Origin of the sequence: Corynebacterium sp. HMSC074C03 (assembly GCF_001838285.1) — a bacterium.
Classification (GTDB): domain Bacteria; phylum Actinomycetota; class Actinomycetes; order Mycobacteriales; family Mycobacteriaceae; genus Corynebacterium; species Corynebacterium amycolatum.
Genome location: NZ_KV836202.1, coordinates 1 through 22,941 on the forward strand (window position 1 = coordinate 1; position 22,941 = coordinate 22,941).

Consider the following 22,941-nt stretch of genomic DNA (forward strand, 5'->3'; position numbering starts at 1 on the left):
CCCCCACATCAGCCAACCAAACACATAAACTGCCTGGCCGCGCTGACCTCCGATTACATTACACACACGCCCTTATTTAAGCGAATCCGCTGGTAGAACCATGAAAACAATTCACTTTAGTTAACCCCGTACGCCAAATCAGAGACTTCCTACGGCTCGGTCGCTACTTGTCAGCAACTCAGCAACCGACCAATTACTTAGTCAGAGCCGCCTTGTCACCTGCGAGTCGTCGCCAAGCAGTGGCAGACGCGACACCCATCAGCGCACCCGCCCCCAGAAACACGCTGCCTGCACCCATCGCGGTAGCACCCAAACCAGCAACCGGCGGCAGGATGACCTGCGCCAAGCGGTTACCCATCAGCCGGATGGATAGCGCCTGAGCACGCACCTCGGCATCCACCAGGGAGCTCACCCACGTCATAGACATAGGCATGACAAAGCCCCACGCCAAGCCACAGATACCAACTGCGATAACCATCAGCCACGCACTCTGTAGCCACGGCATTGCCAAAAGCGGCATGACACCGGCACAAACTGCAATGATAAGGACCCGATTGCGATTAGCTTTGCGCAAAACAGTCGGCATGAGGGCTCGGGAAATAATCGCAAGACCACTACGCGCACCAAGGATCGCCGTCACCTCGGCAACACTAAAGCCCAGTTCACGTCCCAGCACCGGCACATATGCCGTCAACAGGTCAATGGCTACGATGACCGCGATTGAGACAGACATAGCGCTGGACATGCCATCGATACGCAGGATGCTTAAGACCGATGCGCCACTGGCTTCGGCCTGCGCCAGCCGCCTCTCCTCCATCCGGCTGCGGTCGCTAACAGTCGACGCCGGAGAATACTCAGTTGAGCTAGCAGCTTGCACTTCGGCGGCTGCATTTGCTTCGTGCCGTCGATAAGCAGTTGCGACCGGCCAGCCGATGACCAGGGCGACCGCACCGATTCCCGTCATCGTCCAGAGCGCGGAAGTGGTGGCGGTCATGGCGCTGCCGTCGTGGTTGGGAGTGAGCAGACCCGCACCGACGATGCCGAGGAACTGCCCGACGGAGATTCCAAGCGTGAAGTACGCAAAGAGGCTATCAAGCCCGGCGACGCCGCCACGCAGGTGCGAAACCATGCCTTGAGCGGCGATGAGCGTGGTCATGTGGGCAAAACCCAGGGCCACGTAGCCGATCAGAAGAATAGGTAGGTTCGGCGAGAGCGCCATTACTGCTGCAGCGATGACGGTGGCGACGAGACCGGAGTACATGACTTCGGTGGCACGATGGCTGTCGACAAGCTTGCCGGCGGGAAGCGCAATAATAAGAGGTACAAGTGAAAATGCGGCAGTGAACCAACCGACGGTGGCGGCGGAACCGCCAAAATCGAGGACTCGCCAAGAAAGCAGCACGCGACCGCCGTTGAAAACCGCTTGCCCCAACACAGTAATGAGAACCAATAGGCCGAACCAGCGTCTCATACCTGTTTGTAACTCCCCTTCTCCTGTGTGGTCGCACTCTTCGCGGGGCGATTTCTTTGCACGTCAATACCTAAATTGATCGGTGTTTTCTCGTCGGCTCGCACTTCTGCCAACCCGCGAAGAACGGTCAAAGCAATGCGGCTTATTAAGAATAGTCCCTGAAGTTAAACATGTTTAGCGCATAGAATGAATTATTCGGGCATCCTTGTCGATGTAACCGGTTTGCTTATTTAGTTAATAAAGAATCAGGAATTAGGAGCCATGCTTGAACGCACATTGGTGTTCGTCGATACGTCATATTTACTGGCGAGCTTTTACAACTCGTGGGAAACCGGAGCCCGCGGGCAATTAGAAATCGACCTTAGAGAAGTAGTTAGTGTCCTTGACCGAATGATTAACCAGCAGCTGAACCAGCCAGTTCAGCGGCAACTTTGGTACGACGGCATCCCGGAGTCGGGGCCGCATCGTTACCAGCGCTCACTGCGCACGATTGATGGTGTGCAGCTGCGCGCAGGTCAGCTCATTGAATGGGGTGACCGACGGACGCAGAAGGCCGTCGATACGCGACTCGTCGCAGACATGGTTGTAGCCGGCCTGCGCAACCAAGTTTCCGATATCGTGCTGGTCTCGGGCGATGCGGACATGCTGCCCGGCGTCGCTGAGGCTTCGGCCGCCGGTGTGCGCGTGCATCTCTACGGCTTCGGCTGGGACTCCATGTCCGGTGCGCTTCGCCATGCCTGCGATTCGACGACAATCCTCGATCCCCGCGAGGACTTCGCCGACGCCATGCAGCTCAATGTCCTCGAGGGCCCAATCCCACCGGTCGTCCGCACGAATAAGCCGCTGGGCGATGCCGAACCAATCGAAGATCTCGGTGCCACCTGCGTACCGGATACGCGCATCACTCCTCCGGGCGAGGACTCGCTTGACGACGGCACGGAGAACACTCCCTCCGCTGCCGACGGTGATGTTGCTTCGCCGGAGGCCGGCTCTCCGGAGGTTCCGCAGGACCAGCGCGTTGTGCCATCCCCCACAGCTGACCGCGACTCCGACTGTCGCAGCGAAGACAATGCCGCAGCCACGCCGACGGCCAAGGCCGACTCGCCGAAGTTCAACGAGGTCGAGCACGCGGCCAAGATGGGTGCCCGGGAAATCCCGGCGCAGGCTGAGCACCGCGCTGAGGTAGAGCGCACCGGCGGTTTGGAAGCTACACAGGTGGATTCCGCTGCTTCGGGCGTTTCGGCTGACTCGCCAACACAGCAAACGCAACCAACTCAGCCAGCACAGCCTTCTCCAGCGGCCATGCCCGGCGCAACAGTCAACACTGGCAGTGGGGCTGGTAACGACACTGCGAACAACACCGGAGCCGAGAATGCAGGCGCGTCTGCCTCCGATTCCGCGTCGTCGATTGCAACCGGCAGTGGGGAGTCAGCGACGGAGCCGTCGGCAAGCGAAGACGGTGCCAACGCGAGTACCCCGAAACCAAACCCGCGGCCGAATCCTTCGATGATGGCGCCAAGGAGGAAGCTGCGTAGTCGATACGTGCCCCTGCCGAACGAGGTGTGGGCATCCGCGGGTTTCCAGACGCCGTTCGATGTGGGACAGCAGTACGCGAACTGGTGGTACGAGAATATTGCGAACGAGCAGGCGCGCGATAGTGCCCACTTGCTCTCTGGTGGTGGGCTGCCGCCGGACATTGATCGTCCGCTGCTGCAGTTTGCGTGCGAAACCCTGCACGAATACACGCTGACGGAGACGCAGCGCGTCAATCTGCGCGATGGTTTCCACGCCGGTATCCGCGGGGTGCTGCTCGCGCGGAAGAACGGCGAATTGGAGAAGTAGCGCGTCTCACGGCTTCGGCAGTTTCGGCGGCTTCGGCGCTGCCGGCGCTACTGTCGCTGCTGGTGCGGCTGACGCGAGAAAGTGTCGGGGTTTATGGCAGTTTAGGGTGGTTTTTCCCGCTCAAACTGCCATAAACCCCGACACTTTCTTGTTGGCGATTGTTGGCAACTGGTGAAGGCTACTTCGCTTCGTCTGCGTCCGTTGTGGTGTCCTCAACGGCCTCGGCAGCCTCGGAGGACTCCAGCTCGCCGGCATTATCCTTCACGGCAGAACCGGATTCGAGAGCAGCGCTTTCATTATTCATCTGGGCACGAATTTCGGCCAGACGCATGTCGGCAGCGGCATCGCGAGTCGAAGTCTCGATCTCAGCCATGCGACCTGCTTGTGAGGATTCCGCGAGCTCCTGAGCGCCCAACGCATTGGCGTAGCGGCCTTCAATCTTCTCACGGACCGAATCCAAAGTCGGCACATTCGGATCCTCGGAAATACCCTGCATGCTCTGGAGAGTCTTCGACGCGGTCTCTTGCATCTTGGCCTGATCCGCCTGCGACTCCAGCTTGCGGATATCCTGCTTAATCTGCTCGTAGCGAGCCTGCGACTGCTGCGCCTGACGCTGTGCCTCCTCAGCAGCAGATACGGCCTGCTGGTGGAGCTGCGTAGTATTTTCCAGCTCCTTTTCAACATTCACCAGCTGGGTGGCAAACACCTCAGCAGTGCTTTCCATCTTCTGTGCAGTGGCCTCATCGCCCTTGGCACGAGCCTGATCCGCATTGGCGAGTGCCTGGCGGGTGTTCTCGGTAATCTTGTCACGCTCAGAGGTCAACCGCCCCAGCTGCATTTCCAGCTGATTGCGGTTGCCGATGATAGCCGCAGCCTGACGCTGAATCTCCTGATGGCGCTGACGCTCGGCCTCAGCTGCCTGTGCAATCTGAACCTTCGGATCCGCATTGTCCTCGATTTTCTTATCAAACGAAGACATCATGTACTTCCAGCCCTTGGCAAATGGATTAGCCATGCAAATCCAACCTTCCTCAACATATGCGGAATAACTAATCGGAACCGAGAAGATTCCATCTCTTAAAAAATTGTACGTGAGCTAGCTCGCTCTCTCTCGGCAAACGGAAAGAGCTGGTTACCGACAAGCAAGACTCCCCCAGAGTTGTAAACTCTCTAAACATGGTTCATTGCCCTCAACGCGCGTACCGCGGACTTGCCGCGAGTCTCGCCGCGGTAATTACTCTGTCAGCAACTGCGGCGCTGGCTAACGCGACAGTCACCGCAACTGCTGACTCCACCGATACCGGCGCATTTTCGCAGGTAGTCGTCGCAGCTCCATCCTCAACGGAGCCGACTAAGCCCTCCGACGCAAAAACCAAGAAGACCACCGAAAAGCCAGCTGAAAAGGCTCCCGAGAAGAGCACAGGGCGAACCGCAGAGAAGTCGGCAGAACAGTCGGCGGAGAAGTCGGCAGAGAAAACCTCTTCAACGACATCGGAAACGTCCTCGACGGAGCCGTCGGAAAGCACTGCGAAAAGTGAGCCGAAGGCGTTTCCCCCACTTGTGCCAGGGGCGAAGACCCAGTGGGGCCTTGGCGTCCAAACTCGTCTCGACCAGGTGACCGAGAAGTTTGATGCTAAGGGCGGCATGCTCGGCATGGGCATCCTGGATCGCCAGACCGGTGAGTTCATCTGCAACGCACACTGTGATGATGTTTTTCGCCTCGCCAGCCTGATGAAGGTATTCATCGCCGATGTCGTGGCCTACTCCAACTACACACAGCCGAAGAAGGGCGAGATCGTCGCTGGCCAGGGCGATATGCCGGTTGAGGGCAACCCCGACGCCATGCTGCGCGACGACATGATTCGATACTCCAACAATGAAGCAACTGACGAGCTGTGGGATTCCTACGGCGGTGTACGCATCGTTGACAATGTCCGGCAGCGCTACGGCCTGTCGGATAAGACCGTCGGCTCGCCTATGTGGGGAGCCACCACTAGTACGCCAGCCGACATGGTCGCCTACTTTGACCGCATGCTGAGCGAAGAAGGCGGACTGAGCGACACGGAGACCAAATACATGCGTCAGCTGATGTACTCACTGCCGCGCTACTCCTACGGCGATGCAGACCAGAACTTCGGTCTGCGTGCAGCGCTACCGAAGGAAACGATTGCCAACAAATCCGGTTGGTACGAAGAGCAGCACACCACTGCCGGATTCCTTGGCGACGATGACCGTTACGCTATCGCGGTTCTGGGCAAAAACCTGACCGCCAACGACCTCACCGAAGCTGTCAAGCACGTGTTCCCGGGCGGGCAGGTTCTGCCAACAGGTGAGAAGGAGACAAAGCATGCCCGCACCAGCGCACCACTGTCGATTGAGGAAAACTCAAACAAAGTCGCTCCAGCCCTGTGGGCACTAGTAGCGGCACTCGCTGGCTTTGGTATTGGCTGGCTCATTCGTGGCCAGCGCGCGGACTAGATACAAAAAGTCCCCGCGGGCTTGAGGCGCGGGGGCTCATGCGGCAGTGCTCTAAGTTGGAAAACGCACAGTATGCGGACTAAACCGCAGAATTTACTCGGTAGCGCTATCCTGTGCGGCCTGCTCGGCAATCTGCGCACGGACATCATCCATGTTCAGCTCCGAAGCCTGGCCAACCAGGTCGCTCAGAGCGGTCTCAGGCAGCACACCAGAGTGCTGGAACAGCAGGATTCCCTCGCGGAAAACAAACAGCGTCGGAATCGACTGAATGCCCAGGGCGGCCGAAACCTCCTGGTTGGCATCGGTGTCCAGCTTTGCGAACACTACCTCTGGGTGCTTCTCCGAAGCCTTCTCATAAATCGGGGCGAACTGGCGGCACGGACCGCACCAGGATGCCCAGGCATCAACGAGCACAATGTCGTTGTTCTGAATAGTCTCAGCGAAAGTCTCGTTCGTAATATCAACAGTTGCCATGGGTCTAACTCCTCTTACTCTTTAACGTCGTGTTCTAACTTCACGTTCTTTACGTAGGTTTTTACCCGTTAGTTCCCCACAACGCACGCGGGAGTCAATTCATTCCCGCCGGGTTCGCGGGGACGTCGTAAAGCGGCGCGTGCTAGTGGTTGATGCGGACAGTGTTGGCCTGTTTACCCAGGCCATCGATGGTGATGATCATTTCCTGGCCATCCTGAAGGTAGGTCTGCGGGCTCATGCCGTGGCCAACACCCGCCGGCGTTCCCGTGGAGATGACATCGCCCGGGTTCAGCTGCACGAACTGTGAGATGTAGGCGATTAACTTCGCCGGGGAGAAAACAAGGTCCGCAATCGGGGCATCCTGGCGCAGCTCTCCGTCGACATATGTGCGCACCCGTGCGGAGTCCGCATCGAAAGCATCGGCTGTGAGCATCCACGGCCCGAAAGCACTGGCACGCTGCAACGTCTTCCCCTGTAACCACTGCGCAGTGGCGTACTGGAAATCGCGCTGGGTGAAGTCATTCATAATCGCGTACCCAGCGATAGCGTCCTGTGCCTGCTCCTCCGACACCCGCAAGCAGGTCTCGCCGACGATAACCGCGAGCTCGCCTTCATAATCGAGCTTTTCCGCGCAGGCCTCCGGCACTCGGATATCATCCTTCGCACCGGCAACGGCATCGGCAAACTTCGCGAATAGCGTCGGCACCTCGGGACGCTCGTGTCCCATCTCATCGATGTGGGCGGCATAGTTCAGGCCGACGCAAACAATCTTGCCCGGCCGCGTGATCAGCGGCGCGAACGCCCACGTGCTCTCCGCCATGACGTTGTCAGGGTTGTTCCCCGCCTCCGCCAAGAGTTCTTCCGCTTCACGACGCCACGTTGGCCGCGCTAACACATCTCCGAGACAGTGGTCATCAAAAAGGACCGCTACGCCGTCGCCGAGAACAGCGGCGCGGGTTGCACCCTGGTATCGCAACGTTGCTAGACGCATGGCTTTCTCATTTCTTCATGGCTATTCTCTGTGTCACTTCTGCCGCCTGATCGGCTCTCGGTTCCACGCTACCGCCTTGTTGAGCTGAATTAGGAAGCAGGTTCGCTCTTTGGCTGACGCAGAGCCTCGCCTTCAGGCTGGGAGGGAAGATTCTGGCTGTGCTGAAGAGCACGCTGTCCCGGCGTAGTCATGCGAACTACCCAAGCAGGACGGACGAAGAGCCATCCGGCACCGATGGCAAGCAGCAACCTGTGCAGACCGAGACACAGCATCGCCGCGATGATGGCCACCAGCGGCGTCATGATGACCAAGTGTGGGTCCTTCGGCAGGATGAGGTCGCAAATAATCATGACCACAACCAACATTGGAATGTGCATGAGGAAGATAGGCAGCGTTCGGCCGCCAACCTTTTCAAAGGGCACAACTAGGCGAGTGTTCTGCAGCATCGCCATAACATTGATTGCAGCCAGTGCGCCAGTGGTGGACAGGTACACGCGGGTGAAGCCGACGTTGCCTTCGTTAAAGCTCGCGTAGGTCGCCTGCACCCAGATTGCCACCGACAGGAACGCCGTCAGCGTCACTAGCAGTGAGAGGCCGCTGCGACGCTGTGCCATCCGGAAGATCCAGGGCGCACCGTACATGCCCAGCACATAGAAGAACAGCATCTTGCTGACAAAGTCCCACGACCAGCTGGATGAGGCAAAAGGCGCCCATGCACTAATGAGGCCTGAAACGATGAGCTGAATCACCGGATGTACCCAGCGGAATGCTCGTGTGAGAATTGCAAATAGCGCCAGCGCCCACAGGAACCACAGGTAAGAAGTTGGCTCGATGCCCGCGTGAAGCGTGTTGTAAATTCGCGGCCCCCACGCACTGTGGTCCGTAATCGGCGGCGGAGACACGATGCCATCGGCATCCTCGTGCGTATATGGCATGAGGAAAAGCACGAAGTCACGCAGTGGAACCCAAATCACGTAGAGATAGACCATCACCCAGATTCGGCGATTGGCCAACTTATGCCACGACTCCTTGAGTGCCTTGCCGGCGAACAGACCAGATAGCAGGAAAAACAGCGGCATACGGATTGGTCCGAGGAAGAAGTTAATCCCCGCCCACTGCGCCGTGTAGTAACCGTGCGCTTGCAGCTCTGTGATGGCATGGCCAAGCACAACTAATAGAATGCACAGCCCCTTGGCCGCATCTACCCAGCCGACGCGCTGTTTCGGCGCACTCTTATGCCTTTTAGCTTTGGTCTCCGCTGCCACGGGAGCGGCAGTTGGTGACATAGTGCTTCCCCGCTTCCCGACGACTCCGCGTAACCCTCAAAACCTTCAAAACCATCAACGCACGAAAACTCGCCCCATTGACTGTCACTCACCTTACCTAGCCACCCGGATTGCACTAATTCTGGGTGGCTAGGCCAGGAACCTAGAGAGAACCGCTGGGCTCCTCCGCCAGGTTGGCGAACCTGGAGTAGTGCAGCTGGTGGGCCACAGCAATGCTTCCGGTCGGCCCACCACGGTGCTTTGCGACGATAATATCCGCCTCACCAGCACGTTCATGGTCGGCCTCCTGCGAGTCCGGCCGGTAAATCAGCATGACGATATCGGCATCCTGCTCCAGTGAGCCCGACTCACGCAGATCCGAGACCTGTGGCTTCTTATCTGTGCGAGCTTCCGGACCACGGTTCAGCTGCGAAATTGCAATCAGCGGTACCTCGAGTTCCTTCGCCAACAACTTGAGCTGACGGGAGAACTCCGAGACCTCTTGCTGCCTGGACTCGACTTTTTTACCCGAGCTCATCAGCTGCAGGTAGTCGACCACAATCATCTTCAGATCGTGCTTCTGCTTCAGCTGACGTGCCTTCGCGCGAATTTCCATCATGGTCAGGTTCGGCGAGTCATCAATAAACAGCGGAGCATCCCGAATCTTGTCGCCGACCTCGACCAGCTTTGTCCAGTCCCGCTCATCCAGGTCACCGGAGCGCAAAGATGCCATGTTGATTTTCGCCTCTGCGGACATGATGCGCATCATGATTTCGTTGCGCGACATTTCCAACGAGAAAATTGCGCTGGTCATGCCGTTGCGAATCGAGGCCGAACGCATGAAGTCCATCGCCAGCGTGGACTTACCCACACCCGGACGAGCCGCAATAATCACCATCTGACCTGGGTGAAGGCCGTTCGTCAGCTTGTCCAGGTTGGTAATCCCCGTCGGCACACCCTGCGCCAGACCGCCGTTTTGGGTAATAAGATCCAGTTCCTCCAGCGTGTCATCCAGGACATCGGCGATGGGAACGTAGTCATTCTTCGTGTTCTCACGTCCAACGCTGAAGATGAGCTGCTGCGCCTCATCCACCAGCTGCTCCGGCTCCGTGTCCTCCGCGCCCGCATAGCCGATCTGGGCGATCTTCGTGCCGGCCTCGACCAGGCGACGGATTGTCGCCTTCTCCGCAACAATGCGGGCATAGAACTGCGCATTCGCCGCCGTTGGAACCAGGGAGGCCAAGGTGTGCAGGTACAGCGGACCACCGATACGCTCCAGGTCTCCAGTTCGATCCAGACGACCTGCCAGCAAAATAGGGTCAATTTCCGAGGACTCACCGTAGAGGTGCAAAATCGCCGAGTAAATCGTCTGGTGCGCTGGCCGGTAGAAATCCTCCGGCGTCAGCTGCTCGTACACATCCGCAACGACCTCTGAGTTCAGCAGCATCGCGCCGAGCACACTCTGCTCCGCCTCGATATTGTGCGGCGGCGTGCGCTCAAAAGTCGCGCCCGCGACCGCACTCGCACGAGCGCCACGACCACGGTCTCGCTCCCAGTCCCGCGCCCCAGATCCGCTTGCCGACGATCCGTTGCCCGAGCTCTGAGAGAAGGAATACTCCTCCGGTGGCGCATCCTCTACCGGCGGTTCCGGGGGCAGCGGAACGTCATCGAAGGAATCATCGTGGGAATTTACCGAGTAGGAGGACGCCTCGTCCCCTGCTCCGGAATGACCACCATCACCTACAGGCTGACTCATCGTGAGCAGCTCCTCCCCTTCTGGACCACTTAGGTGCCTTTTCAACCCTGTTGCTGACTGACCGTCACACTCAATATGTCTGTTCCGACCGCCAGCACTGGACACCTGACTACCTACCGCAGTTATACCTGTTCGAGCGGATTGACGGACCTGTAAAAGTACCCTTGAAGGCCCCGGAAAACAATCTTCTACGGTGTTTATCCCCGAAGTTATCCACAGCACCTGTGGACAAGCCTGGGGAGAACATGTGCACAATCAAGAAAAGTCCAGGTGAACGGTCCGTAACCCTAAACCGCCGCTTGAATGTTAACGGGGGTAGCGGAGTTTCAACCCGGAAATATTCTATCTACGCAGGTCAGTGCGTATTTGCCTTAATTCTGCACAAATGTAATCCTCTGTTACCTCGTTAGCATCGATGCTGCTCATGCGGAGATTATTAACGATAAATTAATAAAAATCTCGCGCTCTCCAGAAAAGTTATCCACGGCAGCCAGGCAAGTTACCCACAGGTTTATCCACAGCAATCATCGTTAGCCTGTGGACAAGTCGTAGACGCTCTTTCCAACACCTGCGTAAAAGGCTTTAAACCAGCCTTAAACCACGAAAAGCCCCGACCTTTCACTACGAAAGATCAGAGCTTCACGTGTGCTGTTGTCATTGGGCCTCAGAGCCCGCGCAGTCTTTAAACGCGGTGCTCGTCAGCCGCCGTCAAAGTAAAAACTCTAAACCGCGAACTTACGCGGCGACGACCTGTACGGAAACATGCGCGGTAATCTGCGGGTGCAGCGCGATGTCAACGGTGTGCTTACCAAGGGACTTGATCTGGCTCGGAGCAAGCACGACTGCGCGCTTGTCGATAGCCTGACCGGAAGCCTTACGAACTGCATCGGCGATGTCACCCTTGGTGACAGAACCGAACAGCTTGCCATTTTCCGAAGCCTTCACAGCAACGGAGACGTTGTCGAGCGAATCAATCTTCTGCTTGACTTCACGTGCATGGTCGAGGTCGCGGATAGCGCGAGCCTCCTGGGCACGACGAATGCCCTCGATCTGCTTTTCTGCGCCGCGGGTGGCAACAATTGCCAGTCCGCGAGGAAGCAGGTAGTTACGTCCGTAGCCGGCCTTGACCTCAACGATGTCGCCTGCGACACCGAGCTTGTCAACGTCGGCGGTGAGGATCAGCTTCATGATCCCTGCCTTTCGCTGGATATGTCTTTAAAAGATTATGAGAATTGTGGATGCTAAATCTGCTGCAAACTAGTCACGTAGTGCCGTGGCTGCAAGGAGCTTAGAACGGAGGCTCATCGCCGCCGAAGCCGCCACCGGCCGGAGGAGCTGAGTTCCACGGATCTTCCGCAGGAGCTCCGCCACCAAAACCGCGATCGCCCTGTCCACCCTGGTTGCCCTGGTTTCCACCAAAGCCACCGCCGAAACCACCACCGGCATTTCCGCCCTGGCTGCGGTTGCCGCCGCCAAAGTTTCCACCGCCGTTGCGTGGAGTGCGCGTGACCTGAGCTCGAGCGAACTTCAGGGACGGGCCCACCTCATCGACCTCAACCTCAAAGACGGTACGACGCTCGCCCTCGCGGGTCTCGTAACTGCGCTGGCGCAGACGACCCTGGACGATGACGCGCATGCCCTTGGAGAGACTTTCGACAGCGTTCTCCGCCGCCTCACGCCACAGGCTGCAGGTGAGGAACATACCCTCGCCGTCAACCCACTGGCCATCTCGGTACACCCGCGGAGTCGACGCGACGCGGAAGTTCGCGACGGCGGTGCCGTTCTGGGTGTACTTAAGCTCCGGGTCAGCAACCAGGTTGCCAACCACTGTGATTTGTACGTCTCCCTGAGCCATGCTTCTTCTCCTCGGTTGTATTCTGTCGAGCTGATGATGGGGCTTTCGCCCGCTATCCTACGGCTTTCGCTTTACCGGTGTGCCCCATTCGAGCACTCTGGCTACGCAAATATGACGCAGATTAACGATCAACCCGCAGCACCTTGGTGCGCAGGATGCTGTCGTTCAGATTCAGACGACGGTCGAGTTCCAGCACGGTTGCGGACTCGCAGGTGAGGTCGACGACAACGTAGATGCCGTCTTCCTTCTTCTCGATCGGGTAGGCGAGGTGGCGCTTACCCCAGATGTCCACCTTCTCCACCTTGCCGTTCTCCTTGCGGACAACGTCGAGGTACTTCTCCAGGGACGGGCCTACGGTGCGCTCATCCTGAGACGGATCGATAATAATCATTACTTCGTAGTGACGCACGGACCTCATCACCTCCTATGGTCTAGTTCTTGTATTTCGGCTACACAGCGTGGTGCGCTGGCACTGTCTTTCATGCCAACCGCTATGCAGCAGGAGGATCGTTGCGTCAAGCAACCCTGCCAGGGTACCGCAGGCAGAGGTATATGTCCTAATCGCAGGCGCCGTCGGCAAGCAGTACTGGCAAGCGGTGTCAGGGCGCCGAATAAAAAGAGACGCACACAGAGCTACTGCGTGCGTCTCTTTGAATTGTGAAGTTGTCGCGTGCTTGGTGGGCAGTTAGCGCTCTAGCAGCTAACTACCTGGCCTGCGTCCTACATTGATGTCGAGGAAGCATGTGCCAACGCAATAATCACCGGAATGACTGTCGCGAATAGGAAGGCTGCCAGGCACAGAGCCCAAATGATTGCCGGTTTCCACTTCTGCATGAAGCCCCAAAAGGCCGTGCCGAACATCAGGAAGCCGATCGCGACGCAGACGATGGTGAAAATCACCCACGTATCCACTTACTGTCCACCTCCAGGGTTACCGGGGTCTCCGCCGCCTTCATTGCCACCGCCGAAACCACCGCCTCCCGGAATCGGGATGGGCAGTAGGTCAGCGATTCCGCCGCCACCGCCGCCGCCATCGCCACCCGGAACCGGAAGCGGTGCAGGCTGCTCCTCGGAGGACTCAGAGGTCGACTCCTCGGCCGACTCCTCTTCTGTGGTCTCCGGGGCAGAGCCCTGGTCATAACCAGAGTCAGAGGTCGACGGCGCCTGGTACTGCGGCGCACCTGCAACACCACCGATTGGTTCCGGCTTGGTGAAGTACTCAAAGTCCTCGTTGGCCAGTGCGTTATCCATGGTGTACTTCCACAGATCGCCCGGAGTTTGGGCACCGTACATGATGCCACCGTAGGCGTTGTAGAGCGCCGAACCATCGACGTTGCCAACCCACACTGCAGTCGACAGCTGCGGTGTCGAACCGATCATCCACGCATCCTTGTTCTGGCCGGTGTCACCCAACTGCGTAGTACCGGTCTTGGCGGCCGACGGGCGACCACCGCTCAAGGGCTTGTTGCTGTAACCGGCAATAGGCTCCATGGCCGATATCATATTGGTGGCCACTGCCTTGGAAACTCGACGGTCGCCCTTGTCAGCGTTGGACTCGTAAACAATCTCGCCCTTGGAGTTTTCGACCTTCTCTACGAAGTGAGTCTGCTGATAGACGCCATCGTTAGTCAGGGTAGCCAGACCAACGGCCATATCCAGCGGACGTGAGAGGTACTGACCCAGGGCGATACCGTCCTGCGAGTGACCGTTGTCGTCCATCAGAGTCTTTTCAATACCCGGGATGGACTCAGCCACGCCCAGACGATGAGCCATTTTGGCGGTGTCATCCGGACCATTCTTTAGGTCGCGCTGCAGGCGAATAAACGGGGTGTTCAGCGACTGCTTCAGGGACTCATAAAGCGGAAGCACGCCACCGCCGGCACCGCCGTCGTTGTGCAGAGTGACGTTACCGGACTGCACAGGTGCCGAAGAGTACTGCGCGGTCAGCGGAATGCCCTGATCGAGCGCTGCGGCCAGCGCAAAAATCTTGAAAGTAGAACCGGTCTGCAGACCGCTGTTCGCGTAGTCCCAACCAGTCGGATCGTCGCCACCGTAGTAGGCGCGGACAGCACCGGTCTTTGGCTCCACCGAAACGATGGCGGCACGCAAACCCGTTGACTGATCGACGTAGTTTTCCATCGCATCCAGGGCAGCCTGCTGTACCGTCGGGTCAATGGTCGTCGTAATGCGTAGACCGCCGGTGTTGACCTCCTGCTCGGAGATACCTTCGCGCTCCAACTCAGCCAGCACCTGATTCTTGATCATGGCAGCCGGGCCGGGCTCCGGAGCCTGCTTCGGCGCCAACGCCGGATCGATGGTCTCCGGGTACTGCATTCCCGCGCGGTCCTGCGGCGAGACGATGTTCATCTCCACCAGGCCATCGAGGACGTAGTTCCAACGCTGCTCAGCCTCCGGGCGGTTAGTCCACGGATCCAGTGCGGATGGACGCTGAATCGAGGCCGCCAACACAGCACCCTCTTCGGCATTCAGCTCACCGACTTCCTTACCGAAGTAGGCCTTCGACGCTGCCGCGATACCGTATGCGTTACGACCAAAGTAAATCGTGTTGAGGTAGGCCTCAAGGATTTCGTCCTTGGTCCACTCCCGCGCCATCTTCGCCGACATGACCAGTTCCTTGGCCTTGCGGGTCAGCGTGCGCTCATTGCCCACCACAGCATTCTTGACGTACTGCTGCGTAATGGTCGAGCCGCCACCCGCACTGGAATTACCAGTCACGACTCCCAGAGCCGCACGGGCATAACCAGTCAGGGAGAAACCCGGGTTGGTATAGAAATCACGATCCTCAGCTGCCAGCACTGCATTGCGTACAGCATCCGGCACCTTGTCGATAGTGATGTTGCTTCGGTTACCGCCCTCGGGGACGATGCGCGTGATTTCCTTTTCACCAGAACGGTCATAAATCACCGCAATCTGGCTATTGGCCAACTCCTCTGGCTCCGGCACGTCCGTTGTCGCATAAGCAACACCGAACACAACTACCGGCAACAGCACGACCAACGCCACGGCTAGACCGAGCCACGCTAAAATTCGCCGCTTATTGTCAGTCGGCTGTTCTTCTTGCGCCATCGAGCTTTCCTCTTCATGGTCATCTGGTTCATGGTCATCTGGGGCGTACTGCCCCTTCTCCGGATCCGGCTCGCTTGCCGACGTCATCTCTGAACCGGTAGCCAGACCCTCGTCATTGCCACCGACCGAAACAGCATCAATGCTGTCACTGGAATCGTCGTCAAGCGATGCGTCATCGGAGTGTGCGTGCGTATTGAAGGAATCAGCATCCGGCTGATCCCACCACTCGCCTGATGAATTAGAACCCTGGCCCTCGTGAGGGCTGTTAGGACCGCCTGGGCTATCGGGTCGATCATTGCTCACGGGTGCTCTCCCTAGTTTTCTGACTCTTCTCGAGCTGCCTGAAGTGTCCGGGTCAGGAAACTCCACTTGCAGTCGGGGCACACCTCAACTTCTTTGACGGTGCACGAACCATATTCATTAACTATTGCGGATAATTCGTTTTCAGTACAAGCAGAGCCGGAACGACGGCCCAAGTTTTCTCCGAACACCCAGAATACGAGTCGGAGGTCGAATTTGCGACATACTGGGCACTCTTCCTGGGACTTTCTGCCATGAAAACGCGCGGCAGCGACCAGCCGAGCATCAGCATCACAGAGTGATTTCCGTGAAATCTCCCCTACACGCCACTGCTCCAATAACTGCTTCTTGAGCAAGGAGTGATCAATCTCGCCCTGCCATGTCATCACGAAGACAGATTAGCAGGCTCGTGCGGGCTGGTTTCACCCCCGCTTTATCGGTAAACACATGCCCCCTCACGGTTCGGGCATCGGCAAAAAACGCATAAAGGTATAACGTCACGCTCGTTACCTCAATGCGCGCACCCACTCACGGCCGCACCGCTGGCGCAAGACCCTGGTGCGGGGTTCTGATGCTAGGTCTTGATGCGAGTTCCCGGTGTGAGTTCCCGGCGCGAGGTCAAAGCCTCCGAGCACATAGTTTCAAGGAGAATTACTAAATGAGTTCAATTCGCGTCGCTATCGTCGGCGTCGGCAACTGCGCCTCTTCCCTGGTGCAGGGTGTCGAGTTCTACCGCGATGCAAAGCCCGATGAGACCATTCCTGGCCTCATGCACGTCGTCTTCGGCGACTACCACGTCTCCGATGTCGAGTTCGTCGCAGCTTTCGACGTTGACGACAAGAAGGTCGGCAAGGACCTCTCCGAGGCCATTGTTTCCTCCGAAAACTGCACCATCAAGATTGCCGATGTCCCGACTCTCGGCGTTGAGGTTCAGCGCGGCCCGACCCTGGACGGCGTTGGCAAGTACTACGCGGACACCATCGACGAATCCCCGGCTGAACCGGTCGACGTAGTTCAGGCGCTGAAGGACGCCAAGGTCGATGTCCTGGTCTCCTACCTGCCGGTCGGTTCCGAGCAGGCCGACAAGTTCTACGCACAGTGTGCCATTGACGCTGGTGTGGCCTTCGTCAACGCCCTGCCGGTCTTCATCGCATCCGACCCGGAGTGGGCCAAGAAGTTCGAAGACGCGGGCGTTCCGATTGTCGGCGACGATATCAAGAGCCAGGTCGGCGCAACCATCACCCACCGCGTCATGGCCAAGCTATTTGAGGACCGCGGTGTTCGCCTCGAGCGCACCCTGCAGCTCAACGTCGGCGGCAACATGGACTTCAAGAACATGCTCGAGCGCGACCGTCTCGAGTCCAAGAAGATTTCCAAGACCCAGGCTGTCACCTCCAATCTCACCGGTCCACTGGCCGGCAAGATCGATGACCGCAACGTCCACATCGGCCCGTCGGACTGGGTGGACTGGCTGGATGACCGCAAGTGGGCCTACGTCCGACTCGAGGGCAAGGCCTTCGGCGAGGTGCCGCTGAACCTTGAGTACAAGCTCGAGGTCTGGGACTCCCCGAACTCCGCCGGCATCATCATCGATGCTGTTCGCGCGGCCAAAATCGCCAAGGATCGCGGCATCGGCGGCCCGGTTTACGCCGCTTCCTCCTACCTGATGAAGTCCCCGCCGAAGCAGCTTGCCGACGATGTTGCCCGAGCACAGCTCGAAGCATTTATTAAGGGCGAAGACTAAAAGGTACAAGCACTCAAAAGTACAAGCGAGCAGCTCCGGGAGCATGTTCCTTGAAAAGCGCCAGCCGGTTACCCATGCAGTAGCCGCTGGCGCTTTTGTGCTCCTCTATCCCCTATCCTCCCCGCTTCCTTCCACGCCCTCCTCGCCCTACTCGCCCTACTCGCTGCTGCGCCCACCTCGTCCCTGCCATGGATGCGTGCGCTGCAGCCGTCGTAAAGCTGACAGCAATACATCCGAGAGGATTGATTCGCGAGATATATCACAAGCCGAAAGTATTCGCGAGAGTAGCCGCATGGCTACCTCCAAGCCAACGTTCTAAGTACAGAAGAAGTGACACTTTAGGGGGTTTCTGCCAGTACCGAAAAAACCTTATACACAGATAGGTTTAATGCTTTGTACTGGGGTTTTAGATAATTGATGGAGAATTCCTGGTGATTTCATTGCCGAAATCACCAGTTGTAGAAAAATAAATAGCACCCCAAATAAATTTCGTATTGGCAACTAGCGCTGTTCGCATATAACATCGTCGCTATGACATTATCTTCGGGCTCGATTGGCAATCCTGATGCCGTTACTCCTCTGTCGCTCGCTAAGCGCATTCGCCCTCTCCTGACTCGCGCTGAGCTGCTCTACAGCCGCCGCTCCTCGGAGTCCCAGCTCAGCCGCGCGCAGCTGTCCATCATGATGACCCTGGAGGCACTGGGCGCCTGCCGTATCAGCCAGTTGGCTGAGGCCGAGGCCATCCGCATGCCCACCGCCTCCAACGCTGTGCACCACTTGGAGGTCGCCGGCATGGTGGAGCGCGTCCGCGACAGCAAAGACCGCCGTGGCGTCCGCGTTGAACTGACCGACCGTGGCCGTGAAGAGCTGCACCGTGTTTCTGAAGAGCGCAATCAGCAGATGGCTGAAATGTTCAGCACGCTGAGCCAGGAAGAGCTGGAATTTGGCGCTGGTCTTGAGACGATTCTGTCCAAGATTCTCGAAAACTACCCGGAGCATCCAAAGACAAACCCAAGCGTCTAGTCTCTTTTCCAGCTAGCCCTGCCCTCTTTAAGCCCACAGGCAGGGTACATAGCTTTTACACGTCATCAGTGCCGTTTTATATATACCCGCCTATCCACGTAGGCTATTACCCAGAAGCACCACTTGGATATTTCTGAGTAATCACAGGAGGATTAGCGATGGCTTCCCGCCCGCTTCGTATCATGATTGCGTGGCGTCCAGGCGAGTACGGCACCGAAACGCTTGCTTACGCCGCTTGGTTAGCTCGCACCACGAAGGTGCAGATTCGCGTCGTCAGCGCACTGTCGCGCGGCTGGCCGCTGACCTCACTGGCTCGGCTGAGCACCAATGACTCCTGGGTTTCCCACGAAACCGAGTCTCTTGAAAAAATCATCAAGGATGAGCTAAAGCTCGCTGGCCTGCGCAAGGGCATGCTTGACGACGATGCCGTGCGGATCATCGAATCCTCCAGCGAATCTACAACTATCTGTAACGAGGCCGAAGAATTCGAAGCCGATATGGTTCTGCTTGGCACGCGCCGAAGCAATACCAAGGACTGGGCCGCCAAGAACCGCAGTCGCTTTACCGCGGGGTCGACTTCGGATGCGCTGCTGCACTACTCGCCAACTCCACTGGGGCTGGCTATCCCCGGCGCGAAACTTTCTAAGCATGGTGTGACCCGTGTCAGCATTTGTTACATTGACACCCCACAGTCGCACCACGCATTGAATAAGGCTGCTGACCTGGCACACCGTTGGGAAGTTCCCCTGCGTCTGGTCTCGTTTACGCCCCGCGGTGCGACCATGTACCCGACGGAGAACGGCTACGGCCCCTCCTCGGACCTGATGATTGAGTGGCGCGAGCAGGCGATGGGGCTGCTCGACCGCGGTACCGACCGCGCGCATACCCGTTACCCAGATCTGTCCATCGATGCGGACGTGGCCTCCGGCAACGGTTGGGAAGAGGCCATTCAGTCCATCAAATGGAAGAAGGGGGACTTGCTCGTTTTGGGCTCGTCCACGCTCGGCCCCTTTGGACGAATTTTCATCGGATCGTCGACCAACCACATTGTTCGCCACAGCCCGGTGCCAATGCTGATTACCCCAGCCTAATTACTCCGGCCTAATATGGCAGGCACATCAAATGGCATTAGTACGGTATTAGTACGGCATTTTAGAGGCGAGGGGAGCAGATGGTAGACAACACACCTGAGCGCGATGAGGATGAACTCTTCGACGAGCTTGAGCGCAAGATGTACTCCGGCAAGCGCGCCTATGTCTACACCGCAGGCGTGATTCTTACGACCCTGCTGGCGGGCCTCATTATTGGTATCGCCGGCGCAATCGTCGGTGGCCCCACCTGTGATGCGGGCAAGTCTAGCTTCATCTGCTCACGCACTTGGGAGATTCTCTTCCCGGTTGTCCCAGGCGTAATCTCCCTGGTCGGCTGCCTTTTGGGCTTCTGGCAGACCTACGTGGAGTGGAAGAACTTCCGCAACTGGCGCCCGTGGCTGGCCATGTGCTGGGTGCTCATGCCCTTCACTTTGATGTGGATGGTCTCCACATTCGGTGTCCTTATCCTTGGCGTGAAGTAGGGGTAAGAGGCGGCCAGCCTCGGTGCCACCCTCTTGAGGTTTTTGCGAGAAAGCCTCAAGCGAGAAAGTGTCCGGGTTTATGACAAATTTGAGCCAATTTTAGGCCTCAAACTGTCATAAACCCGGACACTTTCTTGTATGCACTGGCTTCCTTGGCTACTTCTTCACAACCAGGTTGACCATCTTGCCCGGAACGACAATGACCTTCACGATATTGCCACCGGCGCTCTCCACCGCTGCGACAACCTTTTCGTCGGCACGCGCGACGGCCTCGATATCCTCGCGGGAAGCATCGGTAGCCACGTCAATGCGGGCGCGGACCTTGCCGTTAATCTGAACTGGCAGCTCAACGGTGTCGTCGACCAACCACTTCTCGTCAACTGCCGGCCACGGACCGTGCGCCAGGGACTCGGAGTGGCCGAGGCGGCTCCACATTTCCTCCGCGATATGCGGTGCCACCGGGCCCAGCATGAGAGCCAGCGGCTCCACAGCGGCGCGCGGTGAACCGGCTGATCCGTAGGTCTTGGTCAGGTAGTTGACGTACTCAATGAGCTTTGCGACGGCCGTGTTGTCACGCAGTTCTGCGTAGTCAGAGGTAACCCCTTCCACGGTGCGGTTGAGCGCCTTGAGGTCGTCGTCGGAAAGCGTTGCGTCCGTGACGGCGAGCTCACCGGAGTCCTCATTGACCACCAGGCGCCAAGCGCGCTGGAGGAAGCGCTGCGAGCCGACCAGGTCCTTCGTCGCCCACGGGCGGGAGGTGTCCAGCGGCCCCATGGCCATCTCGTAGACGCGCAGGGTGTCAGCGCCGTAGTTGTCGCAGACCTCGTCAGGGGAAACGGCGTTCTTCAAGGACTTGCCCATCTTGCCGTACTCCTGGAAAACCTCCAGGTCGGAGCCATCTTCGGCGCCGCCTGGGATGAGGAACTTACCATCGCGCTCAACTACCTGATCCGCCGGCTGGTAGACACCACGGGCATCGGTGTAGGCGTAGGCCTGGATGTAGCCCTGGTTGAACAGACGACGGTACGGCTCCTTGGAGGTCACGTAGCCGAGGTCGAAGAGGACCTTGTGCCAGAAGCGGGAGTAGAGCAGGTGCAGCACCGCGTGCTCGACGCCGCCGACGTAGAGGTCGACGCCGCCTGGATCGTCCTTACCGTGCGTCTCCGGGCGGGGGCCGGTCCAGTAGCGCTCGTTTTCCAGGTCAACGAACTTTTCAGCGTTGTTCGGGTCAATGTAGCGCAGCTGGTACCAGGAGGAACCTGCCCAGTTCGGCATGACGTTGGTGTCGCGGCGGTACTTCTTCTTGCCGTCGCCGAGGTCGAGCTCGACGTTGACCCAGTCAGTGGCCTTGTCCAGTGGAGCCTTTGGCTCGGTGTCGGCATCGTCCGGGTCGAATGTGACCGGCTTGTAGTCCTCGACCTCCGGCAGCTCGACCGGAAGCATGGACTCGGGCAGTGCGTGGGCGTGACCGTCCTCGTCGTAGACGATGGGGAAGGGCTCGCCCCAGTAGCGCTGGCGGGCGAACAGCCAGTCGCGCAGCTTGTACTGGACCTTCTCGTGGCCAGTACCTTCCTTCTCCAACCACTCAATGACGGTGGCGATGGCGGTGTCCTTGTCCAGGCCATTGATGTCCAGGCCGGAGTCATTGGCGGAGTTCACGCACGTACCGTTACCGACGTACGCCTCCTTTGCAATGTCACCGCCTTCAACGACCTCGCGGATTGGCAGACCGAAGGCAGTGGCGAACTCGTAGTCGCGCTCATCGTGGGCCGGGACAGCCATGATGGCACCGGTGCCGTAGCCAATCAGGACGTAGTCGGAAATGAATACCGGCACCTGTTCGCCGCTGACCGGGTTGGTGGCGTAAGCGCCCAGGAAGACGCCGGTTTTCTCCTTGTTCTCCTGGCGTTCCAGGTCGGACTTGGAGGCAATTGCGGCGCGGTAAGCGGCGACGGCCTCAGCTGGGGTTTCCTTGCCGAAGGTCCAGCGCTCATCCACCCCCTCGTAGGAACCACTGCCGGCTTCGACCAGCTGATCCACCAGCTCGTGCTCAGGAGCGAGCACCATGTAGGAGGCTCCGAAGAGAGTGTCCGGGCGAGTGGTGAAGACCCTAATCTTGGTGGAGACCTTCGGGCCGACCTCAGCTGCGAAGTCGACCTCAGCACCGCGGGAGCGACCGATCCAGTTGCGCTGCATGGACTTGACCTTGTCCGGCCAGTCCAGCAGCTCCAGATCATCGACCAGGCGGTCGGCGTAAGCGGTGATGCGCATCATCCACTGGCCCAGCCGCTTGCGGAACACCGGGAAGTTACCGCGCTCCGAACGACCTTCGGCGGTCACTTCCTCGTTGGACAGCACAGTGCCGAGGCCCGGGCACCAGTTGACCATCGAATTCGACTGGTAAACCAGGCGGAACTCATCCACAGCTTCGCGCTGCTCAGTCTCGCTGAGCTCAGCGTAGACGCGACCGTCCTTGGTAGCCATCTCGCCCGACTCCAACAGTGGAATCAGCTCATCGATACGACGGGCCTTCTTTTGATCCTCATCGAACCAGGCGTTGTAAATCTGCAGGAAAATCCACTGCGTCCACTTGTAGTAGTCCTGGTCAGTGGTCGCGAAAACACGACGGCGGTCATGGCCAAGCCCCAGGCGGCCCAGCTGGCGCTCCATGTTGGCGATATTCGCTTCCGTCGTCACGCGCGGGTGCGTACCGGTCTGGATTGCGAACTGCTCCGCCGGCAGACCGAAGGCGTCGTAGCCCAGGGTGTGCAGCACGTTTGCGCCCTGCATACGGTGGAAGCGCGCGAAGACGTCGGTGGCGATGTAACCCAGTGGGTGGCCTACGTGCAGACCGACGCCTGACGGGTACGGGAACATGTCCTGGACGAAAAGCTTGTCCTTCGGCGGAGTCGAGCCGTCGGCAGCTGCCAAATCGCCGACCGGGTTGGGGGCGTAGAAGGTGCCGTTATCTTTCCAATACGCCTGCCACTTTCCCTCTAGCTGAGTCGCCAGCTCGGGGGAGTAGCGGTAGTCGGTGGCTTCTGCCGAGGACGAGGACTTTTCGCTGTTGGTCATGGTCTCA

General features: G+C 58.5%; 19 protein-coding genes. 6 read left to right on the forward strand and 13 right to left on the reverse strand.

The genetic code is table 11. From position 1 onward, the window contains the following. Window positions 1-193 precede the first annotated feature (193 nt). On the reverse strand, window positions 194-1,471 hold the full coding sequence (locus tag HMPREF2847_RS03350) for an MFS transporter (RefSeq protein ID WP_070851534.1): 1,278 nt from the start codon (window positions 1,469-1,471) through the stop codon (window positions 194-196). A 261-nt stretch (window positions 1,472-1,732) separates the two neighbouring features. On the opposite strand from HMPREF2847_RS03350, the gene HMPREF2847_RS03355 reads away from it, so the two are divergent. After that, window positions 1,733-3,313 carry an NYN domain-containing protein gene (locus tag HMPREF2847_RS03355; RefSeq protein WP_070851535.1) on the forward strand — a complete coding sequence of 527 codons (1,581 nt, stop codon included), beginning with the start codon at window positions 1,733-1,735 and terminating at the stop codon, window positions 3,311-3,313. Window positions 3,314-3,491: 178 nt separating this feature from the next. Here HMPREF2847_RS03355 and HMPREF2847_RS03360 read toward each other — a convergent pair whose 3' ends face one another. After that, window positions 3,492-4,328, reverse strand: coding sequence for a PspA/IM30 family protein (locus HMPREF2847_RS03360; RefSeq protein WP_070851536.1), 837 nt, complete (start codon window positions 4,326-4,328; stop codon window positions 3,492-3,494). Window positions 4,329-4,489: 161 nt separating this feature from the next. On the opposite strand from HMPREF2847_RS03360, the gene HMPREF2847_RS03365 reads away from it, so the two are divergent. Next, window positions 4,490-5,791, forward strand: coding sequence for a serine hydrolase (locus HMPREF2847_RS03365; RefSeq protein ID WP_070851537.1), 1,302 nt, complete (start codon window positions 4,490-4,492; stop codon window positions 5,789-5,791). 93 nt (window positions 5,792-5,884) lie between these two features. Here HMPREF2847_RS03365 and trxA read toward each other — a convergent pair whose 3' ends face one another. From trxA to HMPREF2847_RS11420, 10 genes are all read right to left on the reverse strand, one after another. After that, complete coding sequence (gene trxA / locus HMPREF2847_RS03370; RefSeq protein ID WP_070429055.1) at window positions 5,885-6,265, reverse strand: thioredoxin; 381 nt, start codon at window positions 6,263-6,265, stop codon at window positions 5,885-5,887. A 142-nt stretch (window positions 6,266-6,407) separates the two neighbouring features. Beyond that, window positions 6,408-7,256: a fumarylacetoacetate hydrolase family protein gene (locus HMPREF2847_RS03375; protein ID WP_070429056.1), complete on the reverse strand. Its 849-nt coding sequence runs from the start codon at window positions 7,254-7,256 to the stop codon at window positions 6,408-6,410. A gap of 89 nt (window positions 7,257-7,345) precedes the next feature. Continuing rightward, on the reverse strand, window positions 7,346-8,542 hold the full coding sequence (locus tag HMPREF2847_RS03380; protein ID WP_070851538.1) for an acyltransferase family protein: 1,197 nt from the start codon (window positions 8,540-8,542) through the stop codon (window positions 7,346-7,348). Window positions 8,543-8,684: 142 nt separating this feature from the next. After that, complete coding sequence (gene dnaB, locus HMPREF2847_RS03385) at window positions 8,685-10,277, reverse strand: replicative DNA helicase (RefSeq protein WP_049170075.1); 1,593 nt, start codon at window positions 10,275-10,277, stop codon at window positions 8,685-8,687. Window positions 10,278-11,012: 735 nt separating this feature from the next. Beyond that, entirely contained in the window at window positions 11,013-11,465 is a 453-nt protein-coding gene (gene rplI / locus HMPREF2847_RS03390; protein WP_005511982.1) for a 50S ribosomal protein L9, read from the reverse strand. Between the two features lie 100 nt (window positions 11,466-11,565). Continuing rightward, complete coding sequence (locus tag HMPREF2847_RS03395) at window positions 11,566-12,132, reverse strand: single-stranded DNA-binding protein (protein WP_049170077.1); 567 nt, start codon at window positions 12,130-12,132, stop codon at window positions 11,566-11,568. A 121-nt stretch (window positions 12,133-12,253) separates the two neighbouring features. Beyond that, window positions 12,254-12,541: a 30S ribosomal protein S6 gene (gene rpsF, locus HMPREF2847_RS03400; protein WP_005511978.1), complete on the reverse strand. Its 288-nt coding sequence runs from the start codon at window positions 12,539-12,541 to the stop codon at window positions 12,254-12,256. 311 nt (window positions 12,542-12,852) lie between these two features. After that, window positions 12,853-13,044, reverse strand: a complete 192-nt coding sequence (locus HMPREF2847_RS03405; RefSeq protein ID WP_016421704.1) for a hypothetical protein — start codon at window positions 13,042-13,044, stop codon at window positions 12,853-12,855. Beyond that, on the reverse strand, window positions 13,045-15,522 hold the full coding sequence (locus HMPREF2847_RS03410; protein WP_070652672.1) for a transglycosylase domain-containing protein: 2,478 nt from the start codon (window positions 15,520-15,522) through the stop codon (window positions 13,045-13,047). 11 nt (window positions 15,523-15,533) lie between these two features. Then, entirely contained in the window at window positions 15,534-15,905 is a 372-nt protein-coding gene (locus HMPREF2847_RS11420; RefSeq protein ID WP_240593405.1) for a DUF5318 family protein, read from the reverse strand. Window positions 15,906-16,177: 272 nt separating this feature from the next. On the opposite strand from HMPREF2847_RS11420, the gene HMPREF2847_RS03415 reads away from it, so the two are divergent. From HMPREF2847_RS03415 to HMPREF2847_RS03430, 4 genes are all read left to right on the forward strand, one after another. Continuing rightward, window positions 16,178-17,263 carry an inositol-3-phosphate synthase gene (locus HMPREF2847_RS03415; protein ID WP_016421706.1) on the forward strand — a complete coding sequence of 362 codons (1,086 nt, stop codon included), beginning with the start codon at window positions 16,178-16,180 and terminating at the stop codon, window positions 17,261-17,263. 531 nt (window positions 17,264-17,794) lie between these two features. Then, window positions 17,795-18,286, forward strand: coding sequence for a MarR family winged helix-turn-helix transcriptional regulator (locus tag HMPREF2847_RS03420; RefSeq protein WP_048733166.1), 492 nt, complete (start codon window positions 17,795-17,797; stop codon window positions 18,284-18,286). 158 nt (window positions 18,287-18,444) lie between these two features. Next, a complete protein-coding gene (locus HMPREF2847_RS03425; protein ID WP_048760048.1) occupies window positions 18,445-19,377 on the forward strand; it encodes a universal stress protein in 933 nt (310 codons plus the stop codon). Window positions 19,378-19,457: 80 nt separating this feature from the next. Further along, window positions 19,458-19,859 carry a hypothetical protein gene (locus HMPREF2847_RS03430; protein WP_070851539.1) on the forward strand — a complete coding sequence of 134 codons (402 nt, stop codon included), beginning with the start codon at window positions 19,458-19,460 and terminating at the stop codon, window positions 19,857-19,859. Window positions 19,860-20,015: 156 nt separating this feature from the next. Here the strand turns inward: HMPREF2847_RS03430 and leuS are convergent, their stop codons facing one another. After that, window positions 20,016-22,934, reverse strand: a complete 2,919-nt coding sequence (gene leuS / locus HMPREF2847_RS03435) for a leucine--tRNA ligase (protein WP_070851540.1) — start codon at window positions 22,932-22,934, stop codon at window positions 20,016-20,018. Between the last annotated feature and the right edge of the window lie 7 nt (window positions 22,935-22,941).